At 62.1% G+C, this 14,632-nt stretch carries 12 protein-coding genes; 5 read left to right on the top strand and 7 right to left on the bottom strand.

From position 1 onward, the window contains the following. Positions 1 to 33: 33 nt before the first annotated feature. The 3 genes from GA0061098_RS14380 to GA0061098_RS14375 all read left to right on the top strand — a co-directional run bounded on the left by GA0061098_RS14380 (position 34) and on the right by GA0061098_RS14375 (position 1,148). Positions 34 to 315, top strand: a complete 282-nt coding sequence (locus tag GA0061098_RS14380; protein ID WP_091956901.1) for a hypothetical protein — start codon at positions 34 to 36, stop codon at positions 313 to 315. Between the two features lie 80 nt (positions 316 to 395). Further along, a complete protein-coding gene (locus GA0061098_RS43750; protein WP_129590859.1) occupies positions 396 to 578 on the top strand; it encodes a hypothetical protein in 183 nt (60 codons plus the stop codon). Between the two features lie 66 nt (positions 579 to 644). Next, the gene (locus GA0061098_RS14375; protein ID WP_165637357.1) at positions 645 to 1,148 is read left to right on the top strand and encodes a hypothetical protein; all 504 of its coding nucleotides are present in this window, start codon (positions 645 to 647) and stop codon (positions 1,146 to 1,148) included. A 124-nt stretch (positions 1,149 to 1,272) separates the two neighbouring features. On the opposite strand, the gene GA0061098_RS14370 is transcribed toward GA0061098_RS14375, so the two are convergent. After that, positions 1,273 to 2,340: a hypothetical protein gene (locus tag GA0061098_RS14370; RefSeq protein WP_091956899.1), complete on the bottom strand. Its 1,068-nt coding sequence runs from the start codon at positions 2,338 to 2,340 to the stop codon at positions 1,273 to 1,275. A 155-nt stretch (positions 2,341 to 2,495) separates the two neighbouring features. Beyond that, positions 2,496 to 3,290: a transglycosylase SLT domain-containing protein gene (locus tag GA0061098_RS14365; RefSeq protein WP_091956898.1), complete on the bottom strand. Its 795-nt coding sequence runs from the start codon at positions 3,288 to 3,290 to the stop codon at positions 2,496 to 2,498. Positions 3,291 to 3,455: 165 nt separating this feature from the next. Between GA0061098_RS14365 and GA0061098_RS14360 the strand changes: the two genes are divergently transcribed. Beyond that, positions 3,456 to 3,926 (top strand): SMI1/KNR4 family protein, encoded by a 471-nt coding sequence (locus tag GA0061098_RS14360; RefSeq protein ID WP_091956897.1) that lies wholly within the window; start codon positions 3,456 to 3,458, stop codon positions 3,924 to 3,926. Positions 3,927 to 4,098: 172 nt separating this feature from the next. On the opposite strand, the gene GA0061098_RS14355 is transcribed toward GA0061098_RS14360, so the two are convergent. From GA0061098_RS14355 to GA0061098_RS14345, 3 genes are all read right to left on the bottom strand, one after another. Continuing rightward, complete coding sequence (locus tag GA0061098_RS14355) at positions 4,099 to 4,614, bottom strand: ParB N-terminal domain-containing protein (protein ID WP_091956896.1); 516 nt, start codon at positions 4,612 to 4,614, stop codon at positions 4,099 to 4,101. Positions 4,615 to 4,948: 334 nt separating this feature from the next. Beyond that, entirely contained in the window at positions 4,949 to 5,806 is an 858-nt protein-coding gene (locus tag GA0061098_RS14350) for a toll/interleukin-1 receptor domain-containing protein (protein WP_091956895.1), read from the bottom strand. Between the two features lie 90 nt (positions 5,807 to 5,896). Further along, complete coding sequence (locus GA0061098_RS14345) at positions 5,897 to 9,667, bottom strand: vitamin B12-dependent ribonucleotide reductase (protein ID WP_091956894.1); 3,771 nt, start codon at positions 9,665 to 9,667, stop codon at positions 5,897 to 5,899. Positions 9,668 to 10,430: 763 nt separating this feature from the next. Here GA0061098_RS14345 and GA0061098_RS14340 point away from each other — a divergent pair. Then, positions 10,431 to 11,327: a DMT family transporter gene (locus tag GA0061098_RS14340; RefSeq protein WP_091956893.1), complete on the top strand. Its 897-nt coding sequence runs from the start codon at positions 10,431 to 10,433 to the stop codon at positions 11,325 to 11,327. 19 nt (positions 11,328 to 11,346) lie between these two features. Here the strand turns inward: GA0061098_RS14340 and GA0061098_RS14335 are convergent, their stop codons facing one another. Together GA0061098_RS14335 and GA0061098_RS14330 are read right to left on the bottom strand one after the other, a co-directional pair. Next, the gene (locus GA0061098_RS14335; RefSeq protein WP_091956892.1) at positions 11,347 to 13,146 is read right to left on the bottom strand and encodes a cache domain-containing protein; all 1,800 of its coding nucleotides are present in this window, start codon (positions 13,144 to 13,146) and stop codon (positions 11,347 to 11,349) included. 8 nt (positions 13,147 to 13,154) lie between these two features. After that, positions 13,155 to 14,126, bottom strand: coding sequence for an ABC transporter substrate-binding protein (locus GA0061098_RS14330; protein ID WP_091956891.1), 972 nt, complete (start codon positions 14,124 to 14,126; stop codon positions 13,155 to 13,157). Between the last annotated feature and the right edge of the window lie 506 nt (positions 14,127 to 14,632).

The following is a 14,632-nucleotide window of genomic DNA, read 5'->3' as shown; positions in this document are numbered from 1 at the left end:
CTTTTGCACTCTTTGCGCGAAGGAGACCAACGCATGACAAAAATGACCGCCGCCTGCGCACTCGGCACCGCCCTGGTGCTGAGCAGCCTTGCAACATCAGGTGCGGAAGCGCGGACGCGGAAAGCCGTCGTCGTTCGCGCGCCGCAAGAGCGGCTCGTCGTCACGGCGCCCGTGCTGAGGCCGACGCCGTGGGATTACAATGTCGTTCCGCGCTATCGCTATCGCCCCGAGGACGACCGCGTCGATCCCTACGGCCCGCCGCTGGTGCCGTCCTATGTGCGCTATGAGGGATGGCGCTGGCCGTATTGGTGGTGAGGCACGATCACATTCTGAGCATGTGATCGGTCGGCGCGGACGCAGGGCTGAAGACTCGCGGTTGGCGTGAGACGCCGCCGATGAAAGGTTCTGCGCGTGCGGCAGCCCTCGATTCCGCCACGCTCGAACCGGGCCAGGCTCGTCAGCAATTCGCGAACGCGGACAAGTTGAAGTTTGGTGGCTCGTCATCTCTGCGTGCAGAGGTGACGATTGGGAAAAAATGGCAAAATGAAGACTGTCAAGGATACATCGAGGTAGAATGACATTTATCCCCGTAATAAACCCAATGCTGTTTGAGGTGCTGGGCGCGCGTATTGGGAGGAATGGTCATGGCAAGTGTCGAACAATTGCACAGGCGGGACGGCGTGAACTTGGTCCAACTCGAAGCCGACATCACGTCGATCCGCTCGGGAAGCTTCATTACTTCAGTTAATCTGCCTGATTACGTCGAGCACACCGCGGGCGTCTCGCGCGTCGGTGCGCTCAGTGCAGAGGCGGTCGTTCGCGACTATGAGTCCGCGGCAAAAGAGATCGAGGCCATGGGCACCGAGTTGATCGACGCGGCGCAAAAATGCGAGGCGCTGACGGCCCAGGTTCATGATGCGATCGCCTTCATGCGAGAAACCGCGGCGGGGTATCGTGAAGAAGGACGGAAGATCTTCAAGCGCATCGAAGAATGCGCGCTGTTCACGGAAGACGTGCGCAAGACCTGCGAACAGGTCAAACGCAGAATGGCTGAAGTCTCGGTTGGCCCGTCCGATGAGGAGCTTGCGGCGCAAGATCCCGAGCTGACGGGGATCGCGGCCCAGGTGACGATGAACGAGATACGGTGAGGCGAACGTAGAGCGTAGTAGCTTCGTAGGGTGGGCAAAGGCGCACTTGCGCCGTGCCCACGTCTTCTCCTCGATCAGCCAAGACGTGGGCACGCTTCGCTTTGCCCACCCTACGGCAGCTCGCTCACCAATCCGGATCGCCGTAATATGGGTCGTAGGGCGGCGGCATCCACGGGCCTCGCGGCGGCGGTCTGGGCCGCCGGGGTTCCGCCGCTGGGATGTGCGGCCGGGCACGCGCAGCCGAATCGTTGCTCACCACACTGCGCACGACGGGCTTGGCGGCTGCAGGGGCGGATGACGCCGATGACGCGCTCAGTTGCGTTTGCAGCGCCTGGACCTGCGCGGCGAGGCGCGCATTGTCCGCCGCATCCTTCTCTTGCGCGGTCTTGAGCTGTTGAATGGTGTCGGCCTGCTCGCGCAGGGTCTGCTCGTTGCGGCTTTTCAGTTGCTCGAGCTTGCCGTTGATGCTCACAAGCTCGCTGGTGATGGCCTTGAGCGATTGCGCCAGATCGGGCGATGACGGGTCGGGCGCTGTGGCGCCAGGCCTTGGAGCGTCAAGCCTTGGAGCGTCAGTCCTTGGAGCGTCAGTCCTTGGAGCGTCAGGCTTTGGGGCGCTTTCCGTTTCCTTGAGGACCGGCGGCGCGGGCACCGGGCTCGGATCACCCGCGGCAGCCAGTAGCAGGGCCGGCGGCTGCGCTGGGCCTTCCACCGCGGACGCTTGCGGGGGGCTGCTCGCGGCCGGCGGCGCCCATCGTGCCATGATCGACTTGCTGATCGAGCCGGCCTCATCGCGATATTGCGAAGCGACGGCGGCACCGAGCAGGGCGATCGCCAGCACGAGAATGACCAAGGCGCGCATCATGGCCGGATCTTTCTTCAAGCCTCGATCGCGACCCCCGGTATTCGGAACGTACGGGCTCGGAACCCTGGCATCGGGCTTCGGCGCCTCGTCTCCGGGAGTGGCGGCTGCCGTCGGCGCGGCGCTTGCACGTGAGGCCCGCTGTCCCTCGCTATCGCGTTCCATTCCGGAAACCAGTCGGTCCAACCGCGCCAGGTCTTGCTCCGCGCTCTTGATCCGGTCGTACGCCTGCGCGAACCCGCTATCGGCGCGCGCCTGGTCCGGCTTGGGGGCATCAGGCTTGCTGGTATCAGGTTTAGGGTCGTTCGTTTCAGGCACCGATGCGCTCTCCATCCGGTCGGGCGTCAATGGGAGGCAGTCCGATCTTGGGAAGGATAGGTCTCGCCGCTGTCCAACACAACGCGCGTGCAAAGGAAAAATTATGGCGGACCCGGGCGACATGGTGGGCACGGCACAAGTGCCTTTGCCCACCCTACGGCATCACGGCATTAATCGCCGTCCTCCGCCGCCAGCCGCACAAATTGCCGCTTCATCGCATTGACCCTGCCGACATACCCCGCGACGAGGTGATCGCCGCAGCGTGTCCCCGCGATCATCACAAATTTGCGCCGCGCATAGGCCGCCGCGGGACCGGCGCCGCAGAGATGGATGAAGGCGGCCAGATCCTGCTTCTGCTGCGCGCTCGGCTTCACATCGCCCGCGAGGGTGAGAACCAGCGCCACCTGGCGGTCCAGATACACCGAGGCCAGCTCGATGGCATGGCTCGGGATCGCGCGGATGTAGAGGCTCGGGAAACCGCATCCGGTCTGCGTAACCGCGTTGCCGCGGACGCAGAACCGTGCGGCTTCCGTGAAGGCCGGATCGGTCATCTGGAAGAGGCCGACGGCGCTCGATGCGGGCTTGTAAATCGCCAGCAGATTGAAACTCCATCGCCAGCGCCAATAGGTGCGCGCTACCGGATTGCCAGAACTCTCGACCTGCGCCAGCGCGGCCAGTAATTCGGGCGTGATCGTCGCGGTGGAAAGCTTGCGGAAGAGGGGACCGTAGCTCGCCCAGGTCTCGGCCGGCTCCTTGTCGAGGGCGTGACCGACGACGGCGAAGAGTTCAGTTGGCTTGCGGATGATTTGATAGGCGATGTTGAGGAGAGCGAGGGTTGCCAGAAGGATCAAGATGCCGCCCGTGACCCGGACCGTCCGCGGCGCGCGCGCAAACTTCTTTCGCGCCCACTGGACGCTCCGCCGGGTTCTGCGAAGGCGGAGGAGGAGCTTGCTTTTCCTTGGCATGGGCGCTGGGGGCGTAAATCGCGGAGACAATGATGCATGGCGCCTTCATGAAGACAGGAAGACATGAAGACATGAAGACCATGCAGCTGGTACCGCGTAGCATAGACAGAGCGCTCGGCCACAGTGGCGGCGACTTCATGACCACGGGACAGGACGCCTAGGCCCATGAACTATCTCGATCTCATGGACAACCGACGCCCACCGGCGTCTTCCGACGCCATCCGCGCGCTGGAACAACATATCGGCGCGCCGCTGCCCGCGCCCTACACGGCACTGCTGGCGCAATCCGACGGTGGCGGCTTCGAGCCCTGCGGCGTCGAGCTGCCCTGGCGCAACGACCGCACCGTCCTGGACCTGCTGTTCACGACCCATCCCACCGACAGCTACGGCGTCATCGACAATTACGACATGTATCGGAGCATGAACCGAATCCCCCGCCTGAGCTGCCCCTTCGCGCCCGATCCCGGCGGCGACCTGTTCCTGCTCAGCCTGGAGCAGGACAGCTATGGCCGGGTGTTCTACTGGGAGCATGAGCGTGAACCGGCGGACGGTGGCGAAATGTTCGCAGAGTTCCCGAATACGAATGTACTCGCGGCGGATCTTGAGAGCTTCATTCTTGGGTTGGGGGAGGCGTGAGTTCGGAGTTTAGTCCCCAAAGATCAGGCCAAAAGAGTTGAGTGCACTGTCACTGTAATTTGGTAGCCCGGATGGAGCGCAGCGCAATCCGGGATGTTGCCACAGGGTATACCGCCCCGGATTTCGCTGCGCTCCATCCGGGCTACGCGCTCCATAAGCTAATTGCCGGCAATCAATAGCGGCCGCCGCTGCCCTTTTGCTGCGTGATCCAGGCCGACAATGATTTCGGCGCCGATTTCGCAGTCCGGCCCGGTGATGCCTTCGGAGTGTCGCGGACGCCTTTCGCCAGACGGGTGCGCGGCGCCTCCGTTGCACCAGCGCCCTTCAAGGCAGTCGTCGATGCCTCCGCGGCTTCCCTCTCCAGCCGCAACTGTTTCAATCGCGCCATCTTGATGCGCTCTGCCTCGACTTCGGGGCGCTCGGACAACAGCGGCTTGGGTTGAGCAAGCTCGGCCGGGACCAGGACGCCGAGAATGGTCGTCTCGCCGAGCGCCTTGCAGGCTTCGAGCCGATGCAGTCCCTCGACCAGAACGAGGCGGTCTCCGTCGAGCCGAACGGAAATGGGCTCCTGTTGTCCGATCTCCATAATACTTTCCGCGACCTCCGCGACGGTCTCGGGCTTGATGGCCTTCTTCTGCTTCGTGGGAACGAAGATCTTCTCGATCGGGAAGCTTTCCGGTTTGGGCATAACTCGACTCCGCTTTTACCGGGCCCGTCGGAACCCATGCCGGTGAGGTCGGGAGTTTAGGAGGGAAGGGCTCGATCGCAAAGGCAATTTCGGCCGGCAGGGTATTGGTGAGCATCGAAGCCGGAACCGATCTGCGATGCGGAGACAACTCGTAGGATGGGTAGAGCGAAGCGAACCCATCGCCATACGCGCGGACAGACGATGGGTTTCGCAAGTGCTCTACCCATCCTACGGGCTATGGATTGATGGGTATCGCTGCGCTCAACCCATCCTACGAGCTAGTTTAGTGCACAGTCACCGTAATTCTGGGTTTCGCAAGGGCTCATCCTACCCGCTACGCATCCAGGGCTCTAACCAGACGTCGAGCAACCTCCTCGACTCCGAGGGACCAGCTAACGGCGACACGATCGGCCAGAATTGGAGAGTACTCGTAAACATCGGGTGCATTCACGTCAGACCAAACTGGTAGAATAACTTGTTGCTTCTCGACTAGCTCGCGCGTGAAGATCGAATCATATTCGCGTTTGCTCCAGCCACTGTTGGTCAAAAAATTCGGCGTGAGAATGAGAATGCACTTCGAGCATTCCTTCAGGCCGGCTTCGATTCCCCCGCGCAGGCTATCGCCCACCTTGAGAGAGAATTCATCATACCAAACTGGACACATGAACTTTTGCATTTGAATTGCAAGTGGTCCCGCAATCATCGCCTTGTCTCTAGAGTCGTGAGAGATGAAAGCCTTAGGTTTTTCCAATTCGTTGCGTCTCCTCAGATAGGCCTCACTGCGAAATACCACGCGGACACCATTTTCAGCAGCTTCGCTGATGAGGCGCATCTTTGCGTTATCCGGAGGATCTCGTTCACAATAGAAGAAAACGCGTCCGGCAAAATTTAGGTGCTTTCCCTCTATCCAGCCATTTGGCGGATCACCGAATCCAGTGCTTACTCCTATATCCGTGATCGGGAGGGCCAGAAGCTCTTCGATGCTGTTCATTAAAATAGCTTCGGGGAAAATTGCACCGCTCAGTTCAGGCACGTAGAACGCTAAATACTTGGCGTTCGCGTCAAAGTTCAGAAAGACGCGTGCATTGACCTCAATCTCTGACCCATTAAATGTGTTTTGAAGTCTCCACTTCTTCTCAATCGAGAGATCGTGGGAGAAGTCTTTTACGAAGTACTCGAAAAGAGAGGCCATTGCTTCGCTAGGATGTCCCTGTGTTATGGAAAAGGCCGCTCAAAGAGCGGCCTTCCCAAGTCATCGCTAGTTCAGTCGGGTTCTTGATGGTTACGAACACCCCGTCGTGCTTCCACACGTATCGCACTTCATACAAGTCCCATTCCGCACCAGCGTGAAGTTGCCGCACTCTGAGCACATCTCGCCTTCGTAGCCCTTGGCCTTGGCTTCCGCGCGACGCTCGGCCTTGGTGGGGACGAGGGTCTGGGCGGTGCTGCCGGCCTTGCTCCATTGCAGCGCCTCGAGCTTCTCCGTGGGGGAGAGGTCGTGGGCGGCTTCCTGCTTCAGGGCGACGGCGCCTTCGAGGGCGTCGCCGACGCGGGCCGACGTGCCGTGCGCGGCGAGCGCCGTGACCTTGCTGCCGCCGGTGGGGGCGCCGTCATTGCCCGGCGCGATGGCGGCGGAGCCGCCGCGCATCACGACGAGGTTGTCGGTGCGGGAGCGGGTGAGGCCGCGCGAGACCAGCCTAGTCGCGTGGTGGCCGCCGTCCTCGGGCTCCTTGCCTTCCTCGACGCCCTTGCCGAGTGCGTCGAAGCCGGTCTCGTTGGGATCGACATGGGCGAGGTCGAAGCGCGACATGTAGCTCACCGCGAGCTCGCGGAAGACGTAGTCGAGGATCGAGGTCGCGTACTTGATGCTGTCGTTGCCCTGCACGGGGCCCGCCGGCTCGAAGCGGGTGAAGGTGAAGGCGTCGACATATTCGTCCAGCGGCACGCCGTATTGCAGGCCGAGCGACACCGCGATGGCGAAGTTGTTGATGAAGGAGCGGAGCGCCGCGCCTTCCTTGTGCATGTCGATGAATATCTCGCCGAGACGGCCGTCGTCATACTCGCCGGTGCGCAAGTACACCTTGTGGCCGCCGACGACTGCCTTCTGGGTGTAGCCCTTGCGGCGATCCGGCATCTTCTCGCGCTCGCGCATCACGATGATGCGCTCGACCAGCTTCTCGACGATCTTCTCCGAGACCTGGGCGGCGCGCGCCGCCATCGGCTTCTCGTAGAGGCTTTCGACCGCATCGTCCTCGTCCTCATCGTCGCTGATGAGCTGCGAGTTGAGCGGCTGGGAGAGCTTGGAGCCGTCGCGATAGAGCGCGTTGGCCTTCAGAGCCAGCTTCCACGACAGCATGTAGGCGGACTTGCAGTCCTCCACCGTGGCGTCGTTCGGCATGTTGATGGTCTTGGAGATCGCACCCGAGATGAAGGGCTGCGCCGCCGCCATCATGCGGATGTGGCTCTCGACCGACAGATAGCGCTTGCCGATCTTGCCGCAGGGATTGGCGCAGTCGAACACCGCATAGTGCTCGGCCTTGAGGTGCGGGGCACCTTCCACCGTCATCGCGCCACAGATGTGGACGTTGGCCGCCTCGATCTCGCGCTTGGTGAAGCCAACGGCCTGGAGCAGGTCGAAGCCGGGGGCCGCGATCGCCTCGGCACCGATGCCGAGCTGGTCGCGGATGAAGTCTTCGCCAAAGGTCCACTTGTTGAAGGCGAACTTGATGTCGAAGGCGGTCGGCAGGGCCTTTTCGACCTTGGCGATGGCTTCATCGGTGAAGCCTTTTGCCTTGAGGGTCGAGGCGTTGATGCCGGGCGCGTTGGAGAGCGAGCCGTGGCCGACTGCGTAGGCCTCGATCTCCGCGATATCAGCTTCGCGATAGCCTAGCGCGCGCAGCGCCGCGGGGACCGCGCGGTTGATGATCTTGAAGTAGCCGCCGCCGGCGAGCTTCTTGAACTTCACCAGAGCGAAGTCGGGCTCGATGCCGGTGGTGTCGCAATCCATCACGAGGCCGATCGTGCCGGTCGGCGCGATCACCGTGGTCTGGGCATTGCGATAGCCGTGCTGCTCGCCGAGTTCGAGGGCCGCATCCCAGGCCGCCTTGGCATGGGTGACGATGTCGGCTTGCGGGCAGGAGACGAGATCCATCGGCACCGGGTTGACGCTGAGCGCCTCGTAGCCGGAGGACTCACCGTGCGCGGCGCGGCGGTGGTTGCGGATGACGCGCAGCATGTGCGCGGCGTTCTTCTTGTAGCCGGGGAAGGTGCCGAGCTCGGCCGCCATCTCCGCGGAGGTCTTGTAGGTGATGCCGGTCATCACAGCGGTCAGCGCGGCGCAGAGCGCGCGGCCTTCCTTGCTGTCGTAGGACAGGCCCATGGTCATCAGGAGGCCGCCGATATTGGCGTAGCCGAGGCCGAGCGTGCGGAACTCGTAGGAGAGCTCGGCGATCGCCTTCGACGGGAACTGCGCCATCATCACGGAGATTTCGAGCACGATGGTCCAGAGCTGGCAGAGGTGCTCGTAACCCCTAACGTCGAACTGCTTGGTCTCGGTGTTGTAGAACGTCAGCAGGTTCGCGGACGCCAGGTTGCAGGCCGTGTCGTCCAGGAACATGTATTCCGAGCACGGATTGGACGCGCGGATGTCGCCGGACGCCTTGCAGGTATGCCAGTCGTTCATGGTGGTGTTGAAGTGCAGGCCCGGGTCGGCCGACGCCCAGGCGGCGTAGCCGATTTTTTCCCAGAGGTCGCGCGCCTTCAGCGTCTTCGTCACCTTCTTGGAGGTGCGGGCGTTCAGATTCCAGTCGCCATCGGTTTCCACGGCGCGCAGGAAGTCGTCCTTCAGCGAGACCGAGTTGTTGGAGTTCTGGCCCGAAACCGTGAGATAGGCTTCGCTGTCCCAGTCGGTGTCGTAGGTGTCGAACTGGATGTCCTTGTAGCCTTGCTTGGCAAACTGGATGACGCGCTTGATGTAATTGTCAGGCACGAGGCTGCGGCGCGCCAGCTTGATCTCGCGGCGGAGGGCAGGGTTCTTCTCGGGGTCGAAGCAGTCGTCGCCCGAGCCTTCGCAGTTGACGCAGGCCTTCAGCACCAGCTTGAGGTGCTTCTGGTTGATCTTGGATCCCGTGACGAGGGCCGCGACCTTCTGCTCCTCCTTCACCTTCCAGTCGATATAGGTCTCGATGTCGGGGTGATCGACGTCGACTACGACCATCTTGGCGGCGCGGCGGGTGGTGCCGCCCGACTTGATCGCGCCCGCGGCGCGGTCGCCGATCTTGAGGAAGCTCATCAGGCCGGATGAGCGGCCGCCGCCGGAGAGCTTTTCGCCTTCACCGCGCAGACGCGAGAAGTTGGAGCCGGTGCCGGAGCCGTATTTGAACAGGCGGGCTTCGCGGACCCAGAGGTCCATGATGCCGCCCTCGTTGACGAGGTCGTCACCGACGCCCTGGATGAAGCAGGCGTGCGGCTGCGGATGCTCGTAGGACGATTTCGAGCGGGTCAGCTTGCCGGTGAAGGGGTCGACGTAATAATGGCCCTGGCCGGGGCCGTCGATGCCATAGGCCCAATGAAGACCGGTGTTGAACCATTGCGGCGAGTTCGGCGCGACCATCTGCATGGCGAGCATGTAGCGGAGCTCGTCGTAGAAGGCCTGCGCGTCCTCGTCGGTCGAGAAATACTTGCCCTTCCAGCCCCAATAGGTCCAGCAGCCGGCGAGGCGGTCGAACACCTGTTTTGCGCTGAGCTCGCTGACATAGCGCTCTTTCTCGGGCAGCTGGCTAAGCGCCTCGGCGTCGGGCACGGAGCGCCACAGGAAGGAGGGGACGGATTCCTCCTCGACCTTCTTCAGGCGCGCAGCAACGCCGGCTTTGCGGAAATACTTCTGGGCGAGCACGTCGGAGGCGACCTGCGACCACGCGGTCGGGACCTCGACGCCATCAAGTTTAAACACGACCGAGCCGTCGGGATTCCTGATCTCCGACGTGGTCTGGCGGAAATCGATTCCCGCGTAAGGTGACTGTCCTACCGTGGTGTGGCGCCGCTCAATCCGCATCGTCTTGCCCCGTCCTATTCTTTGACCGGACCCGCCTCCGTTCAGGCGTGCCGGGTCGACATTTCGTTTCGCGATGCCTTGCGGCCGTTCGGCCCTGGGGCATCGCAGTTCAGCCGGTGGACCCGGCCCTGTTTTTTCCCGACGCGATGGTTCGATGCGTGCATCGATCATCCGCCGGCATGTCCAGACACATCCGCCCCCAAGGGGATGAGACCGACATGCGTTCAACGCCCCACAACGTCACTTCTACCGATGCCATCCGAGCCTGTTGCCGGCCCGTTCTGGCGCCCGAAAAGTCCGCTTATCGCGGGCAGACAAGCCCTCATCCGCTGCCTTTGGCTGGCTTGGCGGAGTTGAGATTTGCGAGACCCTTTGGGGGAGTGCCGGCGGGACGCAAACTCACTCGCGCCGAACGGACCGAAAGCTAGGACTCTCCGTTGCGCCCGTCAAGAACTAGTGCGAGTTCCTGAATCAAATACTAAATATGGTGGATTGCGGGGGATAACAGGGGCAAGCCCGCGCCTGTTGTGGAGGCAAGTATCAGTGAGTCCTCAGAGATTCCCAACCGAAAAAATTTGCATCCCGTGGTGCTGCGGATGCTTCATCCCGCTGTTCACAGGGCAGGTATATTTTTGAGCAATGGGATTGCGTCAGCGGGACTCACGTAGCCCTACGGAAGGTGAGGGCAGGCATGCCCGCCGAGGCGGTGGCGACAGGGGCGAATCCGGGCCAAGCTGAGGCTCGATTTCGCCGGACCACCCACATGCTTGATTCGACTCGCCGGGATGCGCGGCCGCGCATCGCCCCGGCCGGCCTGATGTTCCTTGCCATCACCTCGATCGGCTGGGGCTTCAACTGGCCGGTGACGAAATTCCTGCTCTCCGAGCTGCCGCCGCTGACGCTGCGCGGGGTGACCGGCGTGCTCGGGGCGGTGCTGCTGGCGGCGCTGGCGATCATCCGCCGGCAGAGCCTCAAGGTGGACCCCGCGATCTGGCCGCGCCTCCTGACCGCCGCCGTGCTCAACGTCACCGGCTGGATGGTGCTGATGGGCCTGGCGCTGCTCTGGCTGCCCGCGAGCGAGGCAGCGCTGATCGCCTATACAATGCCGGTCTGGGCCTCCATCATCGCCTGGCCGGTGCTCGGCGAGCGCCCGACCGTGCCGCGCACGCTGGGGCTGGTGATGGCCTTTGTCGGGCTTGCCTCGATCATGGGCGGCAACGGCATCGCCGCCAGCGTCGAGAAGCTGCCGGGCATCATCATGGCGCTCTGCGGCGCGCTCGGCTTCGCGGTGGGCACGGTGTTCTCGAAGAAGTACCCGATCCATCTGCCGCCGATCACGGCCGCGGCCTGGCAGATCGGGATCGGCTGCCTGCCGATCTCGATCTTCGGCCTCCTGGTCGAGACCACGCATCTCTCCCAGGTGACGCCGGTCGGCTGGTGGCTGCTGGTCTATTCGACCGTGGTGCAGTTCTGCATCGCCTATGTCAGCTGGTTCGCAGCACTCGCCCGCCTGCCGGCCTCGGTGGCGGCGATCGGGACCATGGCGGTGCCCGTCATCGGCGTCGTCGCCTCCGCGCTCGCGCTTGGCGAGCCGCTGGGGGCAGGGCAGATCGCGGCGTTGATCTTCACGTTGGCGGCGGTGGTGCTGGCGACGCGTTAGCCGTCCGGACGCCGGGGTATCAGTAGTCCTGAGGCTCTTTCTCTCGCCGGCGTTGTCCCGAGCCCGGCGCTTTCAACGGCAGGTCAGCAGGTGCGACAGCAAAGACTTCGAGGGCCTGGTCGTAGCCTTTGATGGTCCGCTGTCCGAGCGATGCCAACGGAACGCTATCCCTTACCCTTCCAGCGATAGTGGGATCAGCCAAAATCTGCGCGTCCTTCGCGAGATTGCAGAGCCGCGACGCCAAATTCACCACGGCGCCCATCGCCGTGTAGTCTAGCCGACCGTTATAACCAACCGTTCCTACCGTTGCCGGTCCCATGGCAACGCCCACACCAAAGCCGATCGCGTGGCCGGCGTCGCACCATTTGCCGGCAAGGGACTGCACCGTCATTTGCAGGTCGATCGCGAGCCGGACCGCTTGGGTTGCCGGCTGTTCGCATGCAACCGGGGCATTGACCAGGAGCATGACTCCGTCGCCATCAAAGCCGATGAGCGTTGCCTCGTGACGAGTCGTCACGGCGCCGACGGCCTCGTAATACTCCCGCATGACGGCCATGATGACATCGGGTTCATTGCGCGTGGAGAACGCCGTGAAGCCGCGTAAGTCGCCAAAAATGACAGCCACTTCGCGCCGCTGCCCTTCGAGCAGTTCATGAGAATGCTCGACCAATTCGGCGACCTGTGATGGCAGGAACTGCTTCAGCCGTTCGATCCGCGCAGATTTCTGCTGCGAGATCGCCAGTTCCGAAGCCATTTCATTGAAGCGCAACGCCAGTTGCTGCAACTCGTCACCGCTGAAGATCTTGATGCGATGCTCGAATTGTCCGGTTCTGATCCGCTCCACGCCCTCTTCCAGTTGCTTGATCGGGCCGGACATTCTGTGCGCGCGCCAATAGGCGAGCGCCAGGGCGATGAGAACACCAAAGGCAATGAGAATTGACGAGCGCCACAACGCCGCGCGAATTGATGCAAAGGCTTCCGAGGCCGGCTGCATCGCGATCACCGTCCATCCCACATCGGCGGCCTGAACGGATAGCGCCACTACCGGGTTGCCTTGGTCCCCGGTTATCACCGCCGCTCCGCTCGCCGCGCCGGCGAGATGCTTGATCCGGCCGAAACTGCCCGAGCTGGCGCGGCCGCGCAGGACCTGACTGATATCGGGATGTGCGATCAGATGACCGGAATCATCGACGACAATGGCGTAGCCGGTCTCGCCAATTCTAATGGCTGCGATAACATCCCAGATCAGCTTCAGATTGACCTCGGCGATCGCAACCCCCGCGGCCGGCAGGCTCCCGGCAACCGCGATCCTCATGTAGGGCTCTGAATCTCGCTGGTACTGAACCGGTCCGTACCAAACCTTGTTGGCGCGTGCGCCCAGAACAGCGGGATCCGTAGACATATCAATGCCGCGCCCGGTCCTGTTCAGATGCAGCCTGGAAACAAAGACCCGTTCGGTACCGGTCTCATCCAGAAGCGAAACCGAAACGATTGCGGGCACCTGCTGGAGGAGGCGCAAGGCATCGATCTTATGTTGCGCATCGTCTCCGGCAGACCAGGGAAGCTGTACCATCCAACCCAGCTGATCTCGGATGCCATCGGTGAACGCCTCGATCCTGTCGGACGCCGCGCGAGCATCGGCCTGCAGCACCGCGCTGATCTGGCGGCGCTGGTCTCGGTAACCGAAAGAAGCCTCGACGGCCGCGCCGAGTATCAGAGGCACGACCGCGGCGACAAACAACGTCGCGAAGTACTTGCAGAACAGCGAGCGACGCGGGGGCATCGTACACGAAGAGGACTGCGCAGCACCGTCCGTCATAACTACTCTCAGGAGATCACCTTGCTGGCGCGAAACAGGATCGACGACACATCCAGGTCGATACCCAGAAGCCTGGCTGTCTTCAGATTGACTGCCAGTTCAAACTTCTCGGGGCGCATCACCGGAAGGTCTGACGGATTTTCACCGCGCAGGATGCGATCGGCATAAGTGGCAAGCCGATAATAGGTCGTGCGCTGGTTTGCGCCGTAACTCAAGAGACCTCCAGCGTCACAATATTCAGACCAGCCAAACATCGAAGGCAGCCGGTGCGCGATTGCAAACTCCGCAATCTTCGCACGATGCACCAGCGTCACAACATCGGGAAACACGAGGAGAGCATCCGCGTCCACCTTGCCGGCAGCCATCAACCCATTCTCGATTTCGCGGGCGCCACAGAACGGAACGTAGGCTGCCTCAATGCCGAACTTCCGGCACGACTCCAAAGTCGCACGCCATTCCAATGGCTCTCCCGGATGATCCGTGTTCGAGAAGACCGCCAGTTTTCGCAGCTTTGGATAAATGTCCTTGAGCAGCTCAACGCGCTTTCCTGCCAGCTCGAGCGACAGGAATGTGCTGCCGGTGAAATTGGTGCCGGGGTGAGCAAGGCTCTTCACCACACCCAAAGCGACGGGGTCACCGCTCAATGCAAACAGCACGGGGACGTCGGTGACCGCAGTCATGACGCGTGTCGCCGGACCGCTCGAGACCACAAGGTCGATATCCCCTCGCTGCAATTCGGAGACGATCTTGCGCAGTGCCTGCGGATCTCCGGGGGCATAATGCGTCTCGAAGGTTACGGTCTTGCCCTCGACGTATCCCAGTGCGCGCATTCCCTCGCGAAAGCCGTCCAGGAAGGGATCTGGTTGGGACTCGGTGGAGACCCAGAAGATCCGATGCAGCTTGGCTCCGCCCTGCGCCCGTGCGATCGCAGGCCAGGCCAATGCTCCACCAATCAACAAGATGAACTCTCGTCTTTTCATGCGAGCACCTGTCGAAGCTGCGCCGTCAATTCCGGCCGCAGACCATGATCCTAGCTGTGCATCTGGTGACTGCGCTCGGTATCGCGCTCCGCAAGCGGACTGTCGCGACACCGGCTCCAACATTTGTCGCCGAGAGCATGCTCAGAGATTGGGCTGGTGAGACGATTTGTCCTTGAGATGCGCTTGATTTTTGCTTGAGACCGGCCCGATCGAGATCAAAACGGCCTTACTCGTTGCATAGCGCGGTGTCTGAACACCTCGGGCGCGGATCCGGGCGAGCTACGGGGTCTCAAGAGGACAACCGGAACTCACAATCTGAGCCAATGCCCTCGACCTCATCTACGGTACGAGCGGAGATATTCTGATCGGCCAGAGCATTACTGCTTGTGACCCGAGCGGGCGTACCCTTCTAACAATCGCCGGCTCAATACAGCGCGTGTCGGCACCTCACGTTCATGTGTGCAGAGAAGCTCGTCATCTCCATTGAATTACGATCGTAATTTAAT

It is taken from the genome of Bradyrhizobium shewense, assembly GCF_900094605.1.
GTDB classification, from domain to species: domain Bacteria; phylum Pseudomonadota; class Alphaproteobacteria; order Rhizobiales; family Xanthobacteraceae; genus Bradyrhizobium; species Bradyrhizobium shewense.
Note: the sequence above shows the minus strand (reverse complement) of the source record. Positions and strands in the feature narration are given on the sequence as shown.